Genomic DNA, 16,144 nt, shown 5'->3' on the forward strand with positions numbered 1-16,144 from the left:
GTATATGCCTACTAACAGTAAATGAAAGGGTGTTTATTCAAATGGAAGAGAAAATGAGACAACTAATAGAGGGACTTAATACCGATTTAGCGGGTGAATATTCGGCGGTTATTCAGTACACTTACTATGCGTCTACAGTAACCGGCCTAGAATATCAAATTTTAAAACCTTTCTTTGAAGGAGAAATTCCTGACGAGCAAGGGCATGCCCTTTATTTATCAGAAAAAATCAAAAACCTTGGCGGTGAGCCAACAACAAAGCCAGCTGAGGTGAAGCACGTCTCAAACGTGACGGAAATGCTTAAAGAAGCAAGCAGAGCTGAAAAAGAAACGATCCAGCGCTACGAAGAGCGTAAAAAACAAGCAGAAGAGTTAGGATTAACAGAGCTTGTTGTCAAACTTGAGGATATGATTGCAGATGAAACAAATCATATGGAAGAAATGGAACGTTTATTAAAAGATCCCCGACTAAGTTAATCATACAAAATACGTAAAAAGCATCCCGTAACACCTGTTACGGGATGCTTTTTGTGGTTTGAAAAAGAAATAAAACATCATGTACGCATGTTTTTATAAATGAGAGGAAAGTCATATTTTTGAAATTCTCTATCGCTTTGAAAAATTTTATAGTAAAATAATTATTTGGCTGCATATGGCAGTAACTATATGCGGAGCATCACATACATATAAAGGCTAAAAGGGTATAAGTATATTGAAACCGCTTTTATCTTCTGTAAAAAAAACGATGGTATGCCCGCAGTTGCAAGGAGAGAAAGAGATGAGGAAACGAATCATGACAGCGCTGCTGCTTGTCACTGTTTTAGCTGCAATGGAAGGAACCATTGTCAGTACGGCTGTTCCAAGAATTACAAGTGATTTGTCGGGTATTGAGCTAGTTAGCTGGGTATATGCCATTTATATGCTGACAACCGCTGTATCTACACCTATATACGGAAAGTTAGCGGATTTATTCGGCCGCAAAAAAGTTATGCTTGTTGGAATTATTATTTTCTTAATCGGATCTATACTTTGCGGGCTTAGCTTTTCGATGCAACAATTAATTGTCTACAGAGCAATCCAAGGGCTAGGCGCCGGGGTCGTTATGCCCCTTACAATGATTATTATTGGCGACTTGTATGAAGAAGCAAAAGAAAGAGCCAAAGCCCAAGGTTGGATTAGCGCAGTTTGGGGAGTTGCTGGAGTTCTCGGTCCTCTTCTTGGGGGATTTTTAGTCGATACGCTGTCTTGGCGCTATATTTTCTTTTTAAATATACCGTTTGGACTAATGGCTTTTATTGTTCTTCTAGTAAACTATAAAGAAGAAGTGGTAAAAGAAAAACGCTATATCGATTACATTGGAGCGGTGACGTTTTCAGTTGGAACCATTGCATTTTTATACGCGCTTTTAACCGGAAGTCAGCATCAAAACTGGGGAGATCCGATCATTATAGGATTATTTGTTCTAGCTGTTCTGACATTCATGGGCTTTATTTATATCGAAAAGAAATCGCCGGAACCTCTTATTCCGCTTGAGCTGTTTTCTATTCGAAGTGTATCTGTTATAAACTTATTAACACTTCTTGTCGGGTCAGTAGTTATTAGTATTACGGTTTACCTTCCAATTTGGAGCCAAGGAGTGATGGGAAAAAGTGCAACCGCTGCCGGTTTTGTGTTAATGCCCATGCCAGTATGCTGGACAATTGGTTCACTGCTTTCAGGGAATTTAGTAGGGCGTCTTAAAACGCACTCCATCCTTACGCTAGGAACGGCAATCGTAAGTACGGCATGTTTTATGCTGTTTTTAGTCTCCACGCACTCACCCGTATTTTTAATTTATGTAGCCGTTGGGGTTCTTGGGTTAGGAATGGGGATTATTACGCCTATCTTTATGTTAGTTATTCAATCAGCAGTCCCAGCCAGCAAAAGAGGAGTAGCGGTGGCTCTTAATACGTTTACAAATACATTTAGTCAAACACTAGGTTCCGCAGTGTTTGGTACAATCTTTAACTTAGTGACGCTTTCACAGGCAAAGAAATTAGGGCAAGAAAATTTGAATGCTTCGTTTGAGACAGGCGGGGTACCGGCAGAAGAACTGTCAAAGCTGCATGAAATTCTTGCATCAGGTGTTCACATTATTTACAGTGGAACGTTTTTAGCTGCTTTACTAAGCTTTGCTGTCTCATGCTTATTAGTAAAAAACGGCCATAAAAAAATAAAGAACATATCTGTGCAAAAGTAACGGAAGAGACTGTTACAAAAGTAGTTTAATTGAAGGACAATCCGAACGAGTTTGATTAAGGACCAAACTCGTTCGGATTTTTTTATTGGTAGGTGAATGTAGGTGCTTTTAGCTGTTGAATTAGTTATGCATTAGTCTCTTTTTTAAAAGAATTATCAAAGAGAGAAAAGAAAAAAGATATTGTCTAATAACGTTCGGGAAAAATCGTTAACAGAAGGACGGATTTTTATTATTGCCGAAAATTTCTTATTTTTTGTTTTTTTAGTATGGACATTTACTTGGTTGTTGATTATTATAAATTCTATAAGTATTGAATTTTAAGCGCTTGCAAAAGAAACATTTGTCTTTCTCAGGAATACACTTGATTTTTAATTCATATACTACAAGTGCTTAGATTAATCTTTTAATGGGGAAAAGAGAAGTTTATAAGACGTGTTGAACAACAATGAGGGGGTATGGAAGATGACAAGCAGACGTTTAAAAGAATTCTTGAATAATAATTTAGAAGATTTAAAAGATAAAGGGCTATACAACGTCATTAATCCAGTAGAGGGACCAAATGGACCTGTGATTCAAATTGATGGAAAACAATTAATTAATTTATCATCCAACAACTATTTGGGGCTTGCTACAGACGAAAGGCTTATTAACGCGTCCAACGAAGCCACTGAAAAATACGGGGTGGGAGCTGGAGCTGTCCGAACGATTAATGGAACTCTAGATATTCATATTAAGCTAGAGGAAAAGCTTGCCGAGTTTAAGCATACGGAAGCAGCTATAGCTTACCAATCTGGCTTTAACTGCAATATGGCAGCCATCTCTGCAGTTATGGATAAACATGACGCGATTTTATCAGATGAGCTGAATCACGCTTCAATTATTGACGGGTGTCGGCTATCAAAAGCAAAAATTATTCCTTACAAACATTCGGATATGGAAGATCTCCGTGCAAAAGCAGGCGAAGCACAAAAGTCCGGTGCCTATAATAAAATAATGGTAATTACCGACGGTGTATTCTCAATGGATGGAGACATTGCTAAGCTTCCGGAAATTGTAGAAATCGCACAGGAATTTGATTTAATCACATACGTAGATGATGCTCACGGATCGGGCGTATTAGGTAACGGTATGGGGACAGTCAAACATTTTGGCTTATCTGAAAAAGTAGACTTCCAAATTGGAACATTGTCAAAAGCGATTGGAGCTGTAGGCGGATACGTAGCTGGAAAAAAAGACTTAATTGACTGGTTGAAAGTACGAAGCCGCCCGTTTTTATTCTCGACTGCTATTACACCAGGCACGGCTGCTGCATGTATTAAAGCGATTGAAATTCTAAGCACAAGTACAGAGCTGCAGGATCAAATGTGGGAAAACAGCCGTTATTTAAAGCAAGGATTAAAAGAGCTGGGCTTTGATACCGGCGAAAGTGAAACACCTATTACTCCGTGCATTATAGGAGATGAAAATCAAACGCAGATTTTTAGTGAGAGATTAATAGAAGAAGGGGTATACGCTAAATCAATTGTTTTCCCTACCGTTCCAAGAGGAACAGGACGCGTTCGCAATATGCCAACGGCTGCTCATACAAAAGAAATGTTAGATGAAGCACTTCGTATCTACAAAAAAGTAGGCAAGGAAATGAAATTAATCTAAACGTTGAATCTAAGCAGTACATGAGGAGGATATTGAGATGAAAAAAGTATTAATAACGGGGTCTCTAGGACAAATCGGTTCTGAATTAACAATGAAAATGAGAGAGATATATGGTTCAGAAAATATTATTGCCACTGATATTCGCAAGACGACGAGCGATGTTGTGACTTCAGGTCCATTCGAGATTTTAGACGTAACGGATCAGACTGCGTTATTTACAATCGCCGAAAAGCATAAAGTCGATACGGTTATTCACTTGGCTGCGCTGTTATCAGCGACAGCCGAGCAAAAGCCGCTTCTAGCTTGGAATCTAAATATGGGCGGATTAGTAAACGCGCTCGAAGTAGCTCGAGAGCTGAAATGCCAATTTTTTACTCCAAGTTCAATTGGTGCATTTGGTCCAACGACTCCAAAAGACTGGACGCCGCAGGATACAATTCAACGTCCTACCACGATGTATGGTGTCAATAAAGTAGCGGGTGAATTACTTTGCGATTACTATCACCATAAATTCGGAGTAGATACACGAGGGCTACGTTTTCCAGGCTTAATTTCATACGTAACGCCTCCAGGTGGAGGGACAACGGACTACGCTGTTGAAATTTATTATGAAGCCGTTAAACATAAGCGCTATACGTCTTATATCGACAAAGGAACCTATATGGATATGATGTATATGCCTGACGCACTAAACGCTGTCATCCAACTAATGGAAGCAGACGGTTCTAAGCTGAAGCATCGAAATTCATTTAACGTTTCTGCCATGAGCTTTGATCCAGAACAAATGGCAGCTGAAATCAGAAAAACAATTCCGGAATTTGTGCTGAATTACCAAGTAGATCCTGTTCGACAAGCAATTGCTGAAAGCTGGCCCAACCATATAGATTCCAGCTGTGCGAAAGAAGAGTGGGGATTTAAAGCAGAATATAACCTAGAAAAAATGACGAGAGAGATGCTGGGAAAGTTAAAAGTTGAATCACAGCTTGTCTTAACGTAAGTAGAGAAAAATGATTTCTTCCTTGACAATAAAGTAAGCGCTTACTAAAAGGTGAGTTACTTGTTGCAAGTTCTACTTCGTAACAGTGGTGGACAGTACACATAGATTCTCTGACCCTTTAAGTGAGCGCTCGTTCGCTGAATAATCAGCACCCTTTTAGGTACCGTCTGTTAAAATAATAAGGGGATAGAAGGGAGGGAATGACAGTTGAGCAATAAATTTCAACAAGTTAATGATTTTTCAATGGGAAGATTAACATCTTTACTCGTTCTTTTACATAATACGGAACTAGCTGAAGGTATTGAAAAGGAAATCAATGAGAGAGGATATAGCTATACAGTTGGAAAAGTCGGAGCGATGGAGCTGTCTAAAGTTGTGGCCGCAATTGAAACGAGCGCCAAGACAAACAACATTATTAATGCCCAGTCGTACCGGGAAGTCCACGCTCTTTATCATGCTATACTTGAAGCTATTCAAGGAGTTAGTCGAGGAACGCTGCAGCTAGGTGATATTTTACGGACGGTAGGACTCACATTTTCAATTGTGCGCGGAAAAATTGAGTTCTCAGGATCAAGCGACGAATGGATTAGCGTTTGTGTGTATGGAACGATAGGCGCACCGAAAAAAGGCTTTGAACATGATACGTTAGGTTTTGGTTTTAACCATATTTAAAAATAATGGACAAAATAGTATGAACGTAAAAAGTGAGAGATGCACATAGCTGCTTTAAAAAAGATATTTTTCTTATTGAAAGCTTTTGTGCGGCGTGTTAACATAATGATTAATATAATAATTGCCTTTAAGACGGTCCAGAGAGGCCGAAAAGGACGGATCACTTATTTACTGCTTCTATGCCTATCTGTGCCCTTTTGCCCTCTGCGACAAAAGGGCTTTTATGCGTTGCGTACCTCTTTTAAACGAAGTCCAGAGAGGCTTCAAAAGAGAATGGACATATGTTATTTTATCCATTCCTTCAAAAAAGAAAGAGCGTTGATACAGAAAGAATACAGTGGAGGGTGGAACAACATGAATTATCGTAACAAGACAGTTGTAGCATCAGTAGCAGGTTTGACGTTAGAAGGGATGGACATTATGTTTATCTCGTTTGCTATGTCAATGATTATCGCTGAATTTCACATTGATTTAGCAACGGGTGGACTTATTTCTTCTATTACGAATATAGGAATGCTGATAGGCGGAGTCATCTTCGGAATTTTAGCAGATAAATTTGGAAGAGTGCGGGTTTTTACCTACACGGTTCTTCTATTTGCAGTCGGAACGGCATTAACAGGTTTTGCAGCAAATGTTGAACAAGTGTATGCTTCACGATTTATTGCCGGAATTGGGGCTGGAGGAGAGTACGGAATCGGTATGGCTCTTGTTGCAGAAGCGTGGCCGAAACATAAGCAAGGAAGAGCTTCATCTTATGTTAGTATTGGCGCACAATTTGGAGTTATTCTTGCGGCGCTTTTAAGTTCTCTGATCCTGCCGATTTTCGGATGGAGAGCGCTGTTTTTTGTCGGAATTATCCCCGTCATTTTTGCTTTTATCGTACGAAAAAATTTAAACGAATCTCCTGAGTGGTTAAAAGCTCAAAAAGAGAAAACAGCCGTTGTTAAAAATAATGGCAAGCTACGTCAACTATTTGCTACGCCTAAGACGGCGATGACGACTATTTCTCTGGCAGTGATGGCTACCGTTCAAATTGCAGGCTATAACGGACTCATGATATGGCTTCCGTCTATGCTTCAGCAATCACAAGGACTCTCTGTTTCAAGTTCAGCTCTTTGGACAATCAGTACAGCCGTTGGAATGATTATAGGCATGCTAACATTTGGTCAATTTATGGATCGTTTTGGTTCGAAGCGTACTTTTGGAATTTTTCTTCTCGCTTCAGCGTGTGCGGTATTTTTATACTCGTATGCCGAAGGAAGTGCAGGGCTGCTTATAGGAGGAGCTGTTGTCGGATTTTTCTCAAACGGAATGTTCGCAGGATACGGAGCCTTGATCAACAGTCACTATTCGGTAGAAGTTCGCAGTACTGCAACGAACACTATTTTTAACTTCGGGAGAGCGCTCGGAGGGTTGTCACCCATTCTTGTCGGCTATCTTTTGCAAAGCTATGATATGACGGTAGCGATGACGTACTTGGCGGGGCTGTACTGTATTTCGTTAATTTTTATGGTGAGTCTTAAAAAAACGGGAGAAAAGAACGTGAAACAAATGAACGCTCAATCTGCTCTTTAACATAAAAAATAGATTCTATGCTTTTCTGGAAAAAACCGCGCTTACTCAAAAGGGCGGTTTTTTTTGAGTGTGTCAAAAAATAAGTTCAGGTGTTAGATGATTGTTTCTTTCACAGATGCTTTATTAACAAAGACGTCCACAGTATCTATAAAAATATTTATGGATAAGCAGATATTTTCTAATTTGTATTATAGTAATTCCTCTCTTACAATATGATGTGTAAGGCGGAAACAGAAAATACTATCTTTATTTACAGGAGGACGTTACTATGTCTAAACATATATTAATGGTCGTAACAACGGCTGACAAAATGAAAGAAAATCATCCAACAGGCCTTTGGCTTTCAGAATTTGGTGAAGCGTACGTAGAGTTTGAAAAAGCTGGATTTACGATTACTGTAGCAAGTCCTCTAGGAGGAAAAGCGCCGGTGGATGCTCGCAGCCTTGAAGGAGAGACTTCTCAAGAAATCTTAAATACAGCTAAGCATCTAGAGAATACCCTAAAACTTGATACAATTACAGACAGTGCTAAATTTGATGCTGTTTTCTTACCAGGCGGTCATGGCACAATGTTTGATCTGCCAGATAATCAAATGCTTCATGCTTTAATTCGTGAACTATACGAAGGAGACAAAGTAGTAGCCGCTGTATGCCATGGACCCGCAGGCTTAGTAGGTGTTACATTATCAGATGAAAAGCCGTTGGTGGAAGGAAAAGATGTTGCTGCGTTTACAGATGATGAAGAACGTGAAACAACATTAGACCGCTTCATGCCGTTTCTTTTGGAAACACGCCTGCGTGAACTTGGTGCAAATGTAGTAACTGCTCCAAACTGGACAGATAATGTACAAGAAGATGGCAACCTAATAACAGGTCAAAATCCTCAGTCAACAATCAGTGTAGCAAAAGCAGTCGTGAAACAATTATTAAACTAAGATGTAAAAAAGCCTGTAGGACTACAGGCTTTTTTATTAACAGCATCAACAAAGACCGCCGTAGATAATGTGTATGTTTTGCTGTTTTGGACTAGAGAGATCCATCATCATACAAAAAATATGATGGTCAGTGTAATGAATACAAAAAGAGGGAAGCTTTTTATGGAGACTATTTTTTAAAAGAAATGAGGAAAAACGATGTCAGAAGTTATTATTAACGCCATTTTACAAGCCAAGCCAGGAAAAGAAGAAGAGCTTCGATCAGAGTTAGTAAAAGTTATTGAACCATCAAGAGAAGAAAAAGGATGTATTCAATACACTCTCCACCAGGATACAGACAAAGCAGGCACATTTGTTTTTTATGAGAAATGGAAAAGCAAAGAAGATGTTGAAGCTCACATTGAAACACCTCACTATCAACAATACAGACAGCAAACTGAACCGTTAATTGAAAGCAGAGCAGTACATCGTTTACAAGAAGTACGTTAATAAAAAAGAAGCTGGAACAAAAGTGTTTTAGTTGAAGGAAGATCCGAACGAGTAATCGAGATTCTTGATGGAGAATCAAACTCGTTCGGATTTTTTTGTGGTTATGGTGAATATGAGTTTCATTTAGTGAGACCAAGCAGAAGCGTAAGCGATGAGGAGGCTAATCGACCGCACGCAGAAAGAAAAGGCTTGCAGGGAAATCAACAGCGGAATAACAAATAACCCATACTAAGTCCTTTATCCCATTTGTTTATCTTTAGATGGGATTGATTTCGTTATGACTCAATCTCTGTTTGTTATAAAGAACTAAAAAGCTGCAGAGGAAAAAAATTTCAGCTGCAAAAAGCCGATTGGAAAAGGGATAAGGCTGTGAAAGAAACAAAAAATAATACCAGTGGTGTTTGAGAAGCAGACAGGCGGGTAGATAAAAACTAGATGACATAGTTCAATAATTAACAAACTAAAAGGAGAGATCAAATCAATGCGTACAAATTTAAAACACTTTATTAACGGAGAATGGGTTGAATCAACAGGAAGCGAAACGTCAGATGTGATCAATCCTGCTACTGAAAAATCAATTGGTAAAATTAGCTTAGGTACAAAAGAAGATCTAGATAAAGCCGTGGCAGCAGCTAAAGCAGCCCTTCCCACATTTTCAAGAACAACAAAAGAAGAGCGAATTAAAATGCTTCGCAATATTGCAAAAGGATATGAAAAGCGTAAACAGGAGCTTATTGAAGTTATGACTGAAGAGCTTGGCGCTCCTTTAAAAATTTCAGAAGAAGTGCACTATGAAATGGGACTTAGCCACTTTAAAGAAGCAGCTAATGCGCTTGAAGATTACACATTTGAAAAAGATCATGGAAGCTACAAGGTCGTAAAAGAGTCTATTGGAGTAAGCGGACTTATTACACCATGGAACTTCCCAACAAATCAAACGTCTACTAAAATTGCAGGAGCTATCGCAGCAGGAAGTCCAATGGTATTAAAACCATCAGAACTTACACCGTATGCAGCGATGATATTAGCAGAGATCATTGATGAAGCTGGTGTACCAAAAGGTGCCTTTAACCTTGTAAACGGAACGGGAAGCACAATCGGTGACGGTATTAGTTCTCACCCGGACATTGATTTTGTATCATTTACAGGATCAGGTGCTGTAGGCGAGAAAATTATGCAAAACGCTGCTAAAACAATCAAAAAAGTAGCGCTTGAGCTAGGCGGGAAATCACCGCTAGTTGTATTAGAGGATGCGGATGTAGAAGAAGCGGCTAAAATAGCAGTTTCACACATTGCAATGAATACAGGACAAGTATGTACGGCAGCAACGCGCATTATCATTCCTGCCTCTATGAAAGAAAAATTTGAAGAAGCAGTGAAAAAGGTTCTACCATCATTCCCAGTTGGTGATCCGTTAGATAAAGACAACGTAACTGGACCGCTCGTAGCGGAAAAACAGTGGGATCGCGTACAGGATTATATTAAAAAAGGAATGGATGAAGGTGCAAAGCTTCTTACTGGCGGAACGGGCAAACCGGACGGCTTAGAGACAGGATACTTTGTTAAACCGACAGTCTTTACTGACGTTTCAAATGATATGGTTATTGCACAAGAAGAAATCTTCGGACCTGTAACAACTATTATTACGTATGATGATCTAGAGCAAGCTCTTGAAATTGCAAATGATACAGTTTATGGACTTGCAGGCTATGCGGTCGGAAAAGACCAAGAAACACTTGACTATGTTGCTAAAAACATTAGAGCTGGTCAAATCATCGTTAACGATGCCGAGCAAGACAGAGCTGCGCCATTCGGCGGATTCAAACAATCTGGTATTGGACGCGAGTGGGGAGCATTTGGTATTGAAGAATATCTAGAGCCAAAAGCGATCATGGGCGTTAAAGTTCCGGCAAAAGTATAATTAATGTAAAAAAAGAAGGGAGTTTTTCTCCTTTCTTTTTTTAGGATAAAGGATTAAAAGCTCTAAGAACGCAGTGTGTTCTTAGAGCTTTTTCAGATTTGTTTATCTGGAAGTGAGAAAACAGTTATGTTTATTACTCTTATTAAAAATTTTGCTGAATAGCTTGCTGTGCTTCGCGTAAATGTCTTAAGTGTTCTTCCATTCGATTTAATTCTTTATCACCAGACGCCGCTTCTTTTTGTTCATTAATTTGCTGCTGAACCATATTCAACTGCATTTGAGCTTTTTGAAAATTGGCTGCATCCAAATTCATCTGCCCTTGACAAACAGCTTGTTCAGCTAATTGTAGTGCTTCTTTAATATGAGTGTATGAATTCATGCCTCTCATCCTTCTGTATAGTATTTACAGTTAACATGCGCTGGTTCTTCGTAGCTATACAAAAGGATTTAGAAATAAAATAAAAATTACGTAGTACAAGCTAAGCAGGTTGCATAGATTTATCATAGTTCAATTTATAAAATCTTAGAAGTGATAGAGGGTGGATTTATGTGGGGGCTTTTTTCAGCTATGTATTATTAGGGCTATCATTAGCTGCGCCAATCGGTCCAATCAATGCAGCTCAGCTTGATAAAGGAATTAAAAGTGGTTTTTTGCATGCTTGGTTCTTAGGTATAGGAGCAACATCGGTTGACGCTCTTTATATGCTTGTAGTTTATTTTGGATCCGTTCATTTTTTAAGTAGCGATTTTATGAAAACGTTTCTTTTTTCGTTTGGGTGCTTTGTATTAATTTATACAGGTGTTGAGGGGCTAATGGGTGCAGGGAGGATTACACAGCATAGAAAAACAAACGGTGATTCTGTGTTAAAGTGTTTTTTCTCAGGTTTTTTGCTGTCATTAACGAATCCGCTTACAATTCTCTTTTGGCTTGGCATTTATGGCTCTGTTTTAGCAAAAGCGGCTAATACATATGAAACTGAACAGCTTATCTTATATAGCTGCGCTATTTTTACGGGAATTCTGGCCTGGGATATTGCGATGGCAGCTTTAGCAAGCACGTTTCGACGATACTTAGCTGCGACGTTTTTAACTGCCGTGTCCGTTGTATCGGGGTTATCTTTAATAGGGTTTGGCCTATATTTCGGCTGGCAAGCCGCACAGCAATTAGGCTAAAAGAAGTGCTGAATCTAAAGTGTTTTCAGTACGTTGAAAAATAATAGAAAAGATGCTTCTTTTTACGCATAAATTTTTCAAACTATCACACACTACATCGAAGTGTGAGGAGTGATAGTTTGAAAAAGAAAATAGGCTGCGGAAGTCAAGTTGAAGGGAAATTAAAATGGTGGCAGCTGTCTTTAATCGGAGTAGGATGCATAATCGGCACAGGCTATTTTTTAGGATCAAGTATTGCCATAAAAGCAGCCGGGCCCTCTGTTTTAATTGCTTTTTTACTGGCAGGAGTATGCACATTTATTGTATTTGAGGCGCTTGCTAAAATGAGTGCTCAAGATCCTCAAAAAGGTTCGTTTCGCTCCTATGCTAAAAAAGCTTATGGAAGATGGGCAGGATTTAGCAGCGGATGGGTGTACTGGAGTTCAGAGATGCTGATCATGGGGAGTCAGCTCACGGCTTTATCTCTTTTTACACGTTTTTGGTTTGAAGATATTCCACTGTGGGTCTTTGCCTCTATTTATGCTGTTTTAGGCATTAGTGTTGTATTAATCGGGACAAAAGGCTTTGAACGAATGGAAAATGTATTTGCTGTCACAAAAGTGGCTGCTATTTTAATGTTTATTGTATTAGCTAGTCTCGCTTTATTTGGATTTCTTGACGAAGGTGCAAAACAAGGAGTGCCGCGAACGATAAATGAAGTATTTCCTCATGGATTTTTAGGTTTATGGGGCGCTTTGCTTTATGCCTTTTATGCTTTCGGCGGCATCGAAGTCATGGGAATCATGACGGTTCGTTTACAAAAAAAAGAAGACGCACCGAAAGCGGGAAGAAGTATGCTTATTCTTCTTGGAATTATTTATATTGTTTCACTGAGTTTAGCTATTTTAATTGTGCCATTTCATGATTTCCATGGAAATCAAAGTCCATTTATAAAGGCTTTAGAAACATATCATCTTCCATTTTTTCCTCATGTTTTTAATGGAGCAATGATTATTGCGGGTTTCTCAACGATGTCAGCGTCTTTTTTTTCCGTAACAACAATGATTGTCACTCTTTCAGAAGATGGAGATGCTCCTGCATTGTTTTCAAAACAAAAACAGAAAAAGCTGCAGTTTCCTTTACCGGCTTTACTTTTAACAACAGCGGGATTAGTTATTTCTATTGTCCTTTCCTTGCTATTGCCCGGGAAAATTTATGAGTACATTACAACAGCAGCTGGACTGATGCTGATTTATAACTGGTTTTTTATTTTAATTTCGTTTCATCGCTTAATTAAACAAACCGTTTGGGATAAAGTAAAACAAGCTGTTGGCCTCTTATTAATCCTGCTAGCAGTAAGCGGTACGCTGTTAGAATCTGCAAGCAGACCAGGTTTCTTTGCAAGCTTAGGCTTTTTAATTGTTATAAGCCTTGTTATTTTAAAACTGCGCCATAAGTGGAAAGAAGAAGAAGCCGCTAGTTAACATATATTTAATCTTTATGAGGGACACTATGCACGTTGTACAATTACAAAATAAAAGGTGGTTATGATCATGCCAAAAAACAAGCAGACTCCTTCTTCACAAGTAGATCAAAAACAAGTAGTAGATGACAAAGCAAAAGCGCTACGAGAAAATAATTATGAAGATGGTCATATTCGCAAGATAACTCAAAGCGGGGCAGACGGCCAATAACAAAAAAAGACGCGTTCGCGTCTTTTTTTTGTTGAAGTGTATCCTTACCAACGATGAGCTTTTGCATTACTTCGCAAGATGATGTTCGTTTGAGACATCTCTGTATGTCCATTTACTTGGGACTTTGAACGCTTCGGTCTCGTCCAGTTGTGGCGGAATAGTTCTGAATGCTGATCTACATGATTTTTATCATTCATCATAATCACCTCAAGGATAGGATACTTTCACAAGATATTTGCGGTGAAATATCTCTCTTATAGAATGGGGTAAAAAAGAAGAAATACACCTAACACTTTTAACCATACATATAAAAGCAGTGCCTATTCATAAACTACAGAAGGCAACTTCTAACTTTAGGTTAAGCTTCGGATTTATAAGGGAAAAACTGCCTTAGTGGGGACTAAGGCAGTTTTTGCTGGAGGGATTAAACTTCAATAATGATGGGAAGAATCATAGGTCTTCTTTTCGTTTGGTTATATAAGAACTGTCCAAGGGTGGTCTTAATTTCTTTTTTCATGATGTTCCATTGGTGAACGTGCGCTTTTTGCAATTGATTTACAATTTTAGTCACTTGTCGATTAACGTCTTTTAATAGCTGCTCTGAGTCTCTTGTATAAACAAAACCTCGCGAAATTGTATCTGGACCCGACACAATTTTTCCTTCCGTTTTATTTAAAGTAATCACAATAACCAGCATACCATCTTCTGAAAGCTGTTTGCGGTCACGTAAAACCGCATTTCCAACATCCCCAATGCCAAACCCATCTACATATACATTGCCTGCAGAGATTTTTCTTGTTTGAACAGCTGTTCCGCCCTTGATGTCGACAATATCACCGTTATTTATAATAAAAATGTTCGCTTTTTCCACCCCTACGGATTCTGCTAATAAGCTGTGGTGATGAAGCATTCGAAACTCACCGTGAATGGGGATAAAATACTTTGGCTTCATCAATGTAGCCATTAATTTTAGCTCTTCTTGATAGCCATGTCCTGATACGTGCATGCCTGTTGCGCTTCCTGAACCGTAAATCACATGAGCCCCGAGTGTGAAAAGACTGTCGACAATACGAGAGATATTACGTTCATTGCCAGGAATAGGCCCTGCTGATAAAATGACCGTGTCTTCAGGAAGAATCTCTACTTGTCGATGATTTCCGCTGGCTAATCTAGATAAAGCGGCCATCGGCTCGCCTTGGCTTCCAGTGCAGAGAATAGCGACTTGTTCAGGCGCAAGTGAATGTACTTCATAAGGTTCAATCAGCATCCCTTCAGGAATGGTTAAATATCCTTTCTCTAAGGCAACTGATACAACGTTAACCATGCTTCTTCCTAGCAGCGCAAGCTTTCTGTTCGTTTTAATCGCTGCATCGACAATTTGCTGTACGCGGTTAACATTCGAGGCGAAAGTAGAAATAATCACTTTTCGCTTTGCTTTACGAAAAGCTTCTTCTATATGTTTGCCAACTAGCTTTTCTGAAGGTGTAAATCCGGGGCGTTCAGCATTTGTACTTTCTGATATTAAAGCCAGTACACCTTCACTGCCGATTTTCGCCATTTTATGAAGATCTGGATATTGGTCGTTAACAGGAGTTAAATCAAACTTAAAATCTCCCGTATGTACAACAGCTCCTTCAGGCGTATGAAAGACAATTCCAAGACAATCTGGAATGCTGTGATTCGTTTTAAAAAAAGAAAGCGGAATATTGCCTAATGTAATTTCTGACTCTTCGTTGATTTCAATAAGCTCCGTCTCAGCAGATAATTGATGCTCCTGGAGTTTAATATCGATTAATCCGAGTGTAAGGCTTGTTGCATAAATGGGGAGGCTTAACTGTTTTAGAAGATAAGGAATACCTCCGATATGATCTTCATGACCATGTGTAACAACCAGTGCTCGAACTTTTTCTCGGTTCTCTTGCAAGTATGTAATATCAGGTATGATCAAATCAATTCCTAATAAACTTTCGTCAGGGAATTTAGAGCCACAGTCAATTACAATGATGTCATCATCATATTGAACGGCATACATATTTTTTCCTATTTCATTAATGCCCCCTAAAGCAAAAATGGATAGTGTGTTTCTATTTGTACTCACACTTAGTTCCTCCTATATTTTCAAAATGAATATGCAGAATTTCTACTCTTAGTATGAACATTTATTTCTGGTGCATTCTGTTAAATATGGAGATTTTATTTTTATTCAATATGAGGATGCAAGCAAAAAGAAAAGAAAGTCATTTTCCTAATACTACCTCTTATTTTCTTTTTATAACTCCATAAAATATAGACGTTACACATGGAGGTGGATGAAATGAGTAAACAAAATAAAAGCACAAACCAAGGAGTCAGCAGCAGTGCAGCAGCTCCTGTTGATAATGTGAATAAAAATATTTTATCAAACGATATTCATACAGATGAGCTTCAAAAAGCAAAAGCAAGTCGTCATAACAAATAAAAGAGTGACAGACAAAAGAGCAGCTTTGAGCTGCTCTGGATAAAATAGAGATAGGGAAGTGAAAAAACGTGTCAGAACACAAAAATTCTCAGTATAAAGAAGAAAATAAGTCAACGCCTAGTCGTCCTCTTGAATATAAAGAACGCGCAAACGAATCAAAGAGTACACGTCAAATGCTGCGCAGTATTCTCGAATATTCAAGTCGTTATCGTTAACAAATTTTACATATAATCATGGGCATATTTAAAAGGGAATGTCTCGACAAATATAAGGTATAAAGAACCTTTTTTGAAAAAATATATATTATTTACAATAAATTTAAAAAAATCATAAATGAACCTGCTATAATCCTCTTGAAAAG

The 16,144-nt window shown here is 38.7% G+C and carries 17 protein-coding genes; 14 read left to right on the forward strand and 3 right to left on the reverse strand.

Annotated features, from left to right (window positions below; all coding sequences use genetic code 11):
* The first annotated feature begins 41 nt into the window (after window positions 1-41).
* From MKX72_RS07950 to MKX72_RS07990, 9 genes are all read left to right on the forward strand, one after another.
* Window positions 42-476, forward strand: a complete 435-nt coding sequence (locus MKX72_RS07950; protein ID WP_016763580.1) for a ferritin-like domain-containing protein — start codon at window positions 42-44, stop codon at window positions 474-476.
* A 301-nt stretch (window positions 477-777) separates the two neighbouring features.
* Entirely contained in the window at window positions 778-2,238 is a 1,461-nt protein-coding gene (locus MKX72_RS07955; protein WP_098627170.1) for an MDR family MFS transporter, read from the forward strand.
* A 462-nt stretch (window positions 2,239-2,700) separates the two neighbouring features.
* Window positions 2,701-3,891, forward strand: coding sequence for a glycine C-acetyltransferase (locus tag MKX72_RS07960; protein WP_028413952.1), 1,191 nt, complete (start codon window positions 2,701-2,703; stop codon window positions 3,889-3,891).
* A gap of 37 nt (window positions 3,892-3,928) precedes the next feature.
* Window positions 3,929-4,888 (forward strand): L-threonine 3-dehydrogenase, encoded by a 960-nt coding sequence (locus MKX72_RS07965; protein WP_034266646.1) that lies wholly within the window; start codon window positions 3,929-3,931, stop codon window positions 4,886-4,888.
* Window positions 4,889-5,095: 207 nt separating this feature from the next.
* Window positions 5,096-5,560 carry a hut operon transcriptional regulator HutP gene (hutP, locus tag MKX72_RS07970; protein ID WP_028413950.1) on the forward strand — a complete coding sequence of 155 codons (465 nt, stop codon included), beginning with the start codon at window positions 5,096-5,098 and terminating at the stop codon, window positions 5,558-5,560.
* A gap of 354 nt (window positions 5,561-5,914) precedes the next feature.
* Window positions 5,915-7,135 (forward strand): MFS transporter, encoded by a 1,221-nt coding sequence (locus tag MKX72_RS07975; protein WP_155008596.1) that lies wholly within the window; start codon window positions 5,915-5,917, stop codon window positions 7,133-7,135.
* 268 nt (window positions 7,136-7,403) lie between these two features.
* Window positions 7,404-8,069 carry a type 1 glutamine amidotransferase domain-containing protein gene (locus tag MKX72_RS07980; RefSeq protein WP_155008595.1) on the forward strand — a complete coding sequence of 222 codons (666 nt, stop codon included), beginning with the start codon at window positions 7,404-7,406 and terminating at the stop codon, window positions 8,067-8,069.
* A 198-nt stretch (window positions 8,070-8,267) separates the two neighbouring features.
* On the forward strand, window positions 8,268-8,558 hold the full coding sequence (locus tag MKX72_RS07985) for a putative quinol monooxygenase (protein ID WP_033578504.1): 291 nt from the start codon (window positions 8,268-8,270) through the stop codon (window positions 8,556-8,558).
* Window positions 8,559-9,039: 481 nt separating this feature from the next.
* On the forward strand, window positions 9,040-10,479 hold the full coding sequence (locus MKX72_RS07990) for an aldehyde dehydrogenase family protein (protein ID WP_049163757.1): 1,440 nt from the start codon (window positions 9,040-9,042) through the stop codon (window positions 10,477-10,479).
* Window positions 10,480-10,621: 142 nt separating this feature from the next.
* Here the strand turns inward: MKX72_RS07990 and MKX72_RS07995 are convergent, their stop codons facing one another.
* Window positions 10,622-10,858 carry a hypothetical protein gene (locus tag MKX72_RS07995; RefSeq protein WP_155008594.1) on the reverse strand — a complete coding sequence of 79 codons (237 nt, stop codon included), beginning with the start codon at window positions 10,856-10,858 and terminating at the stop codon, window positions 10,622-10,624.
* Between the two features lie 170 nt (window positions 10,859-11,028).
* On the opposite strand from MKX72_RS07995, the gene MKX72_RS08000 reads away from it, so the two are divergent.
* The 3 genes from MKX72_RS08000 to MKX72_RS08010 all read left to right on the forward strand — a co-directional run bounded on the left by MKX72_RS08000 (window position 11,029) and on the right by MKX72_RS08010 (window position 13,325).
* Window positions 11,029-11,652: a LysE family transporter gene (locus MKX72_RS08000; RefSeq protein ID WP_155008593.1), complete on the forward strand. Its 624-nt coding sequence runs from the start codon at window positions 11,029-11,031 to the stop codon at window positions 11,650-11,652.
* A 119-nt stretch (window positions 11,653-11,771) separates the two neighbouring features.
* Entirely contained in the window at window positions 11,772-13,115 is a 1,344-nt protein-coding gene (locus MKX72_RS08005) for an amino acid permease (protein WP_155008592.1), read from the forward strand.
* A gap of 69 nt (window positions 13,116-13,184) precedes the next feature.
* Window positions 13,185-13,325, forward strand: a complete 141-nt coding sequence (locus tag MKX72_RS08010) for a hypothetical protein (RefSeq protein WP_013082476.1) — start codon at window positions 13,185-13,187, stop codon at window positions 13,323-13,325.
* A 44-nt stretch (window positions 13,326-13,369) separates the two neighbouring features.
* Here MKX72_RS08010 and MKX72_RS08015 read toward each other — a convergent pair whose 3' ends face one another.
* Both MKX72_RS08015 and MKX72_RS08020 read right to left on the reverse strand, forming a co-directional pair.
* On the reverse strand, window positions 13,370-13,522 hold the full coding sequence (locus MKX72_RS08015; protein ID WP_014460817.1) for a YpzG family protein: 153 nt from the start codon (window positions 13,520-13,522) through the stop codon (window positions 13,370-13,372).
* A 227-nt stretch (window positions 13,523-13,749) separates the two neighbouring features.
* Complete coding sequence (locus MKX72_RS08020) at window positions 13,750-15,423, reverse strand: ribonuclease J (RefSeq protein ID WP_034266664.1); 1,674 nt, start codon at window positions 15,421-15,423, stop codon at window positions 13,750-13,752.
* A 216-nt stretch (window positions 15,424-15,639) separates the two neighbouring features.
* Here MKX72_RS08020 and MKX72_RS08025 point away from each other — a divergent pair, with 216 nt between their 5' ends.
* Together MKX72_RS08025 and MKX72_RS08030 are read left to right on the forward strand one after the other, a co-directional pair.
* Window positions 15,640-15,783 (forward strand): hypothetical protein, encoded by a 144-nt coding sequence (locus tag MKX72_RS08025; protein ID WP_165635728.1) that lies wholly within the window; start codon window positions 15,640-15,642, stop codon window positions 15,781-15,783.
* Between the two features lie 68 nt (window positions 15,784-15,851).
* Window positions 15,852-15,998: a hypothetical protein gene (locus tag MKX72_RS08030; RefSeq protein ID WP_155017158.1), complete on the forward strand. Its 147-nt coding sequence runs from the start codon at window positions 15,852-15,854 to the stop codon at window positions 15,996-15,998.
* Window positions 15,999-16,144 lie beyond the last annotated feature (146 nt).

The sequence above is a fragment of the Priestia sp. FSL R5-0597 genome, from assembly GCF_038006305.1.
GTDB lineage: Bacteria > Bacillota > Bacilli > Bacillales > Bacillaceae_H > Priestia > Priestia zanthoxyli.

Coding starts and splice junctions, on each gene's coding strand:
- MKX72_RS07980 (WP_155008595.1), top strand. CDS start 7,404: ATGTCTAAACATATATTAATGGTCGTAACAACGGCTGACAAAATGAAA.
- MKX72_RS08025 (WP_165635728.1), top strand. CDS start 15,640: ATGAGTAAACAAAATAAAAGCACAAACCAAGGAGTCAGCAGCAGTGCA.
- MKX72_RS08015 (WP_014460817.1), bottom strand. CDS start 13,522: ATGAATGATAAAAATCATGTAGATCAGCATTCAGAACTATTCCGCCAC.
- MKX72_RS07995 (WP_155008594.1), bottom strand. CDS start 10,858: ATGAATTCATACACTCATATTAAAGAAGCACTACAATTAGCTGAACAA.
- MKX72_RS07990 (WP_049163757.1), top strand. CDS start 9,040: ATGCGTACAAATTTAAAACACTTTATTAACGGAGAATGGGTTGAATCA.
- MKX72_RS07985 (WP_033578504.1), top strand. CDS start 8,268: ATGTCAGAAGTTATTATTAACGCCATTTTACAAGCCAAGCCAGGAAAA.
- MKX72_RS07975 (WP_155008596.1), top strand. CDS start 5,915: ATGAATTATCGTAACAAGACAGTTGTAGCATCAGTAGCAGGTTTGACG.
- MKX72_RS08010 (WP_013082476.1), top strand. CDS start 13,185: ATGCCAAAAAACAAGCAGACTCCTTCTTCACAAGTAGATCAAAAACAA.
- MKX72_RS07965 (WP_034266646.1), top strand. CDS start 3,929: ATGAAAAAAGTATTAATAACGGGGTCTCTAGGACAAATCGGTTCTGAA.
- MKX72_RS07955 (WP_098627170.1), top strand. CDS start 778: ATGAGGAAACGAATCATGACAGCGCTGCTGCTTGTCACTGTTTTAGCT.
- MKX72_RS07950 (WP_016763580.1), top strand. CDS start 42: ATGGAAGAGAAAATGAGACAACTAATAGAGGGACTTAATACCGATTTA.
- MKX72_RS07960 (WP_028413952.1), top strand. CDS start 2,701: ATGACAAGCAGACGTTTAAAAGAATTCTTGAATAATAATTTAGAAGAT.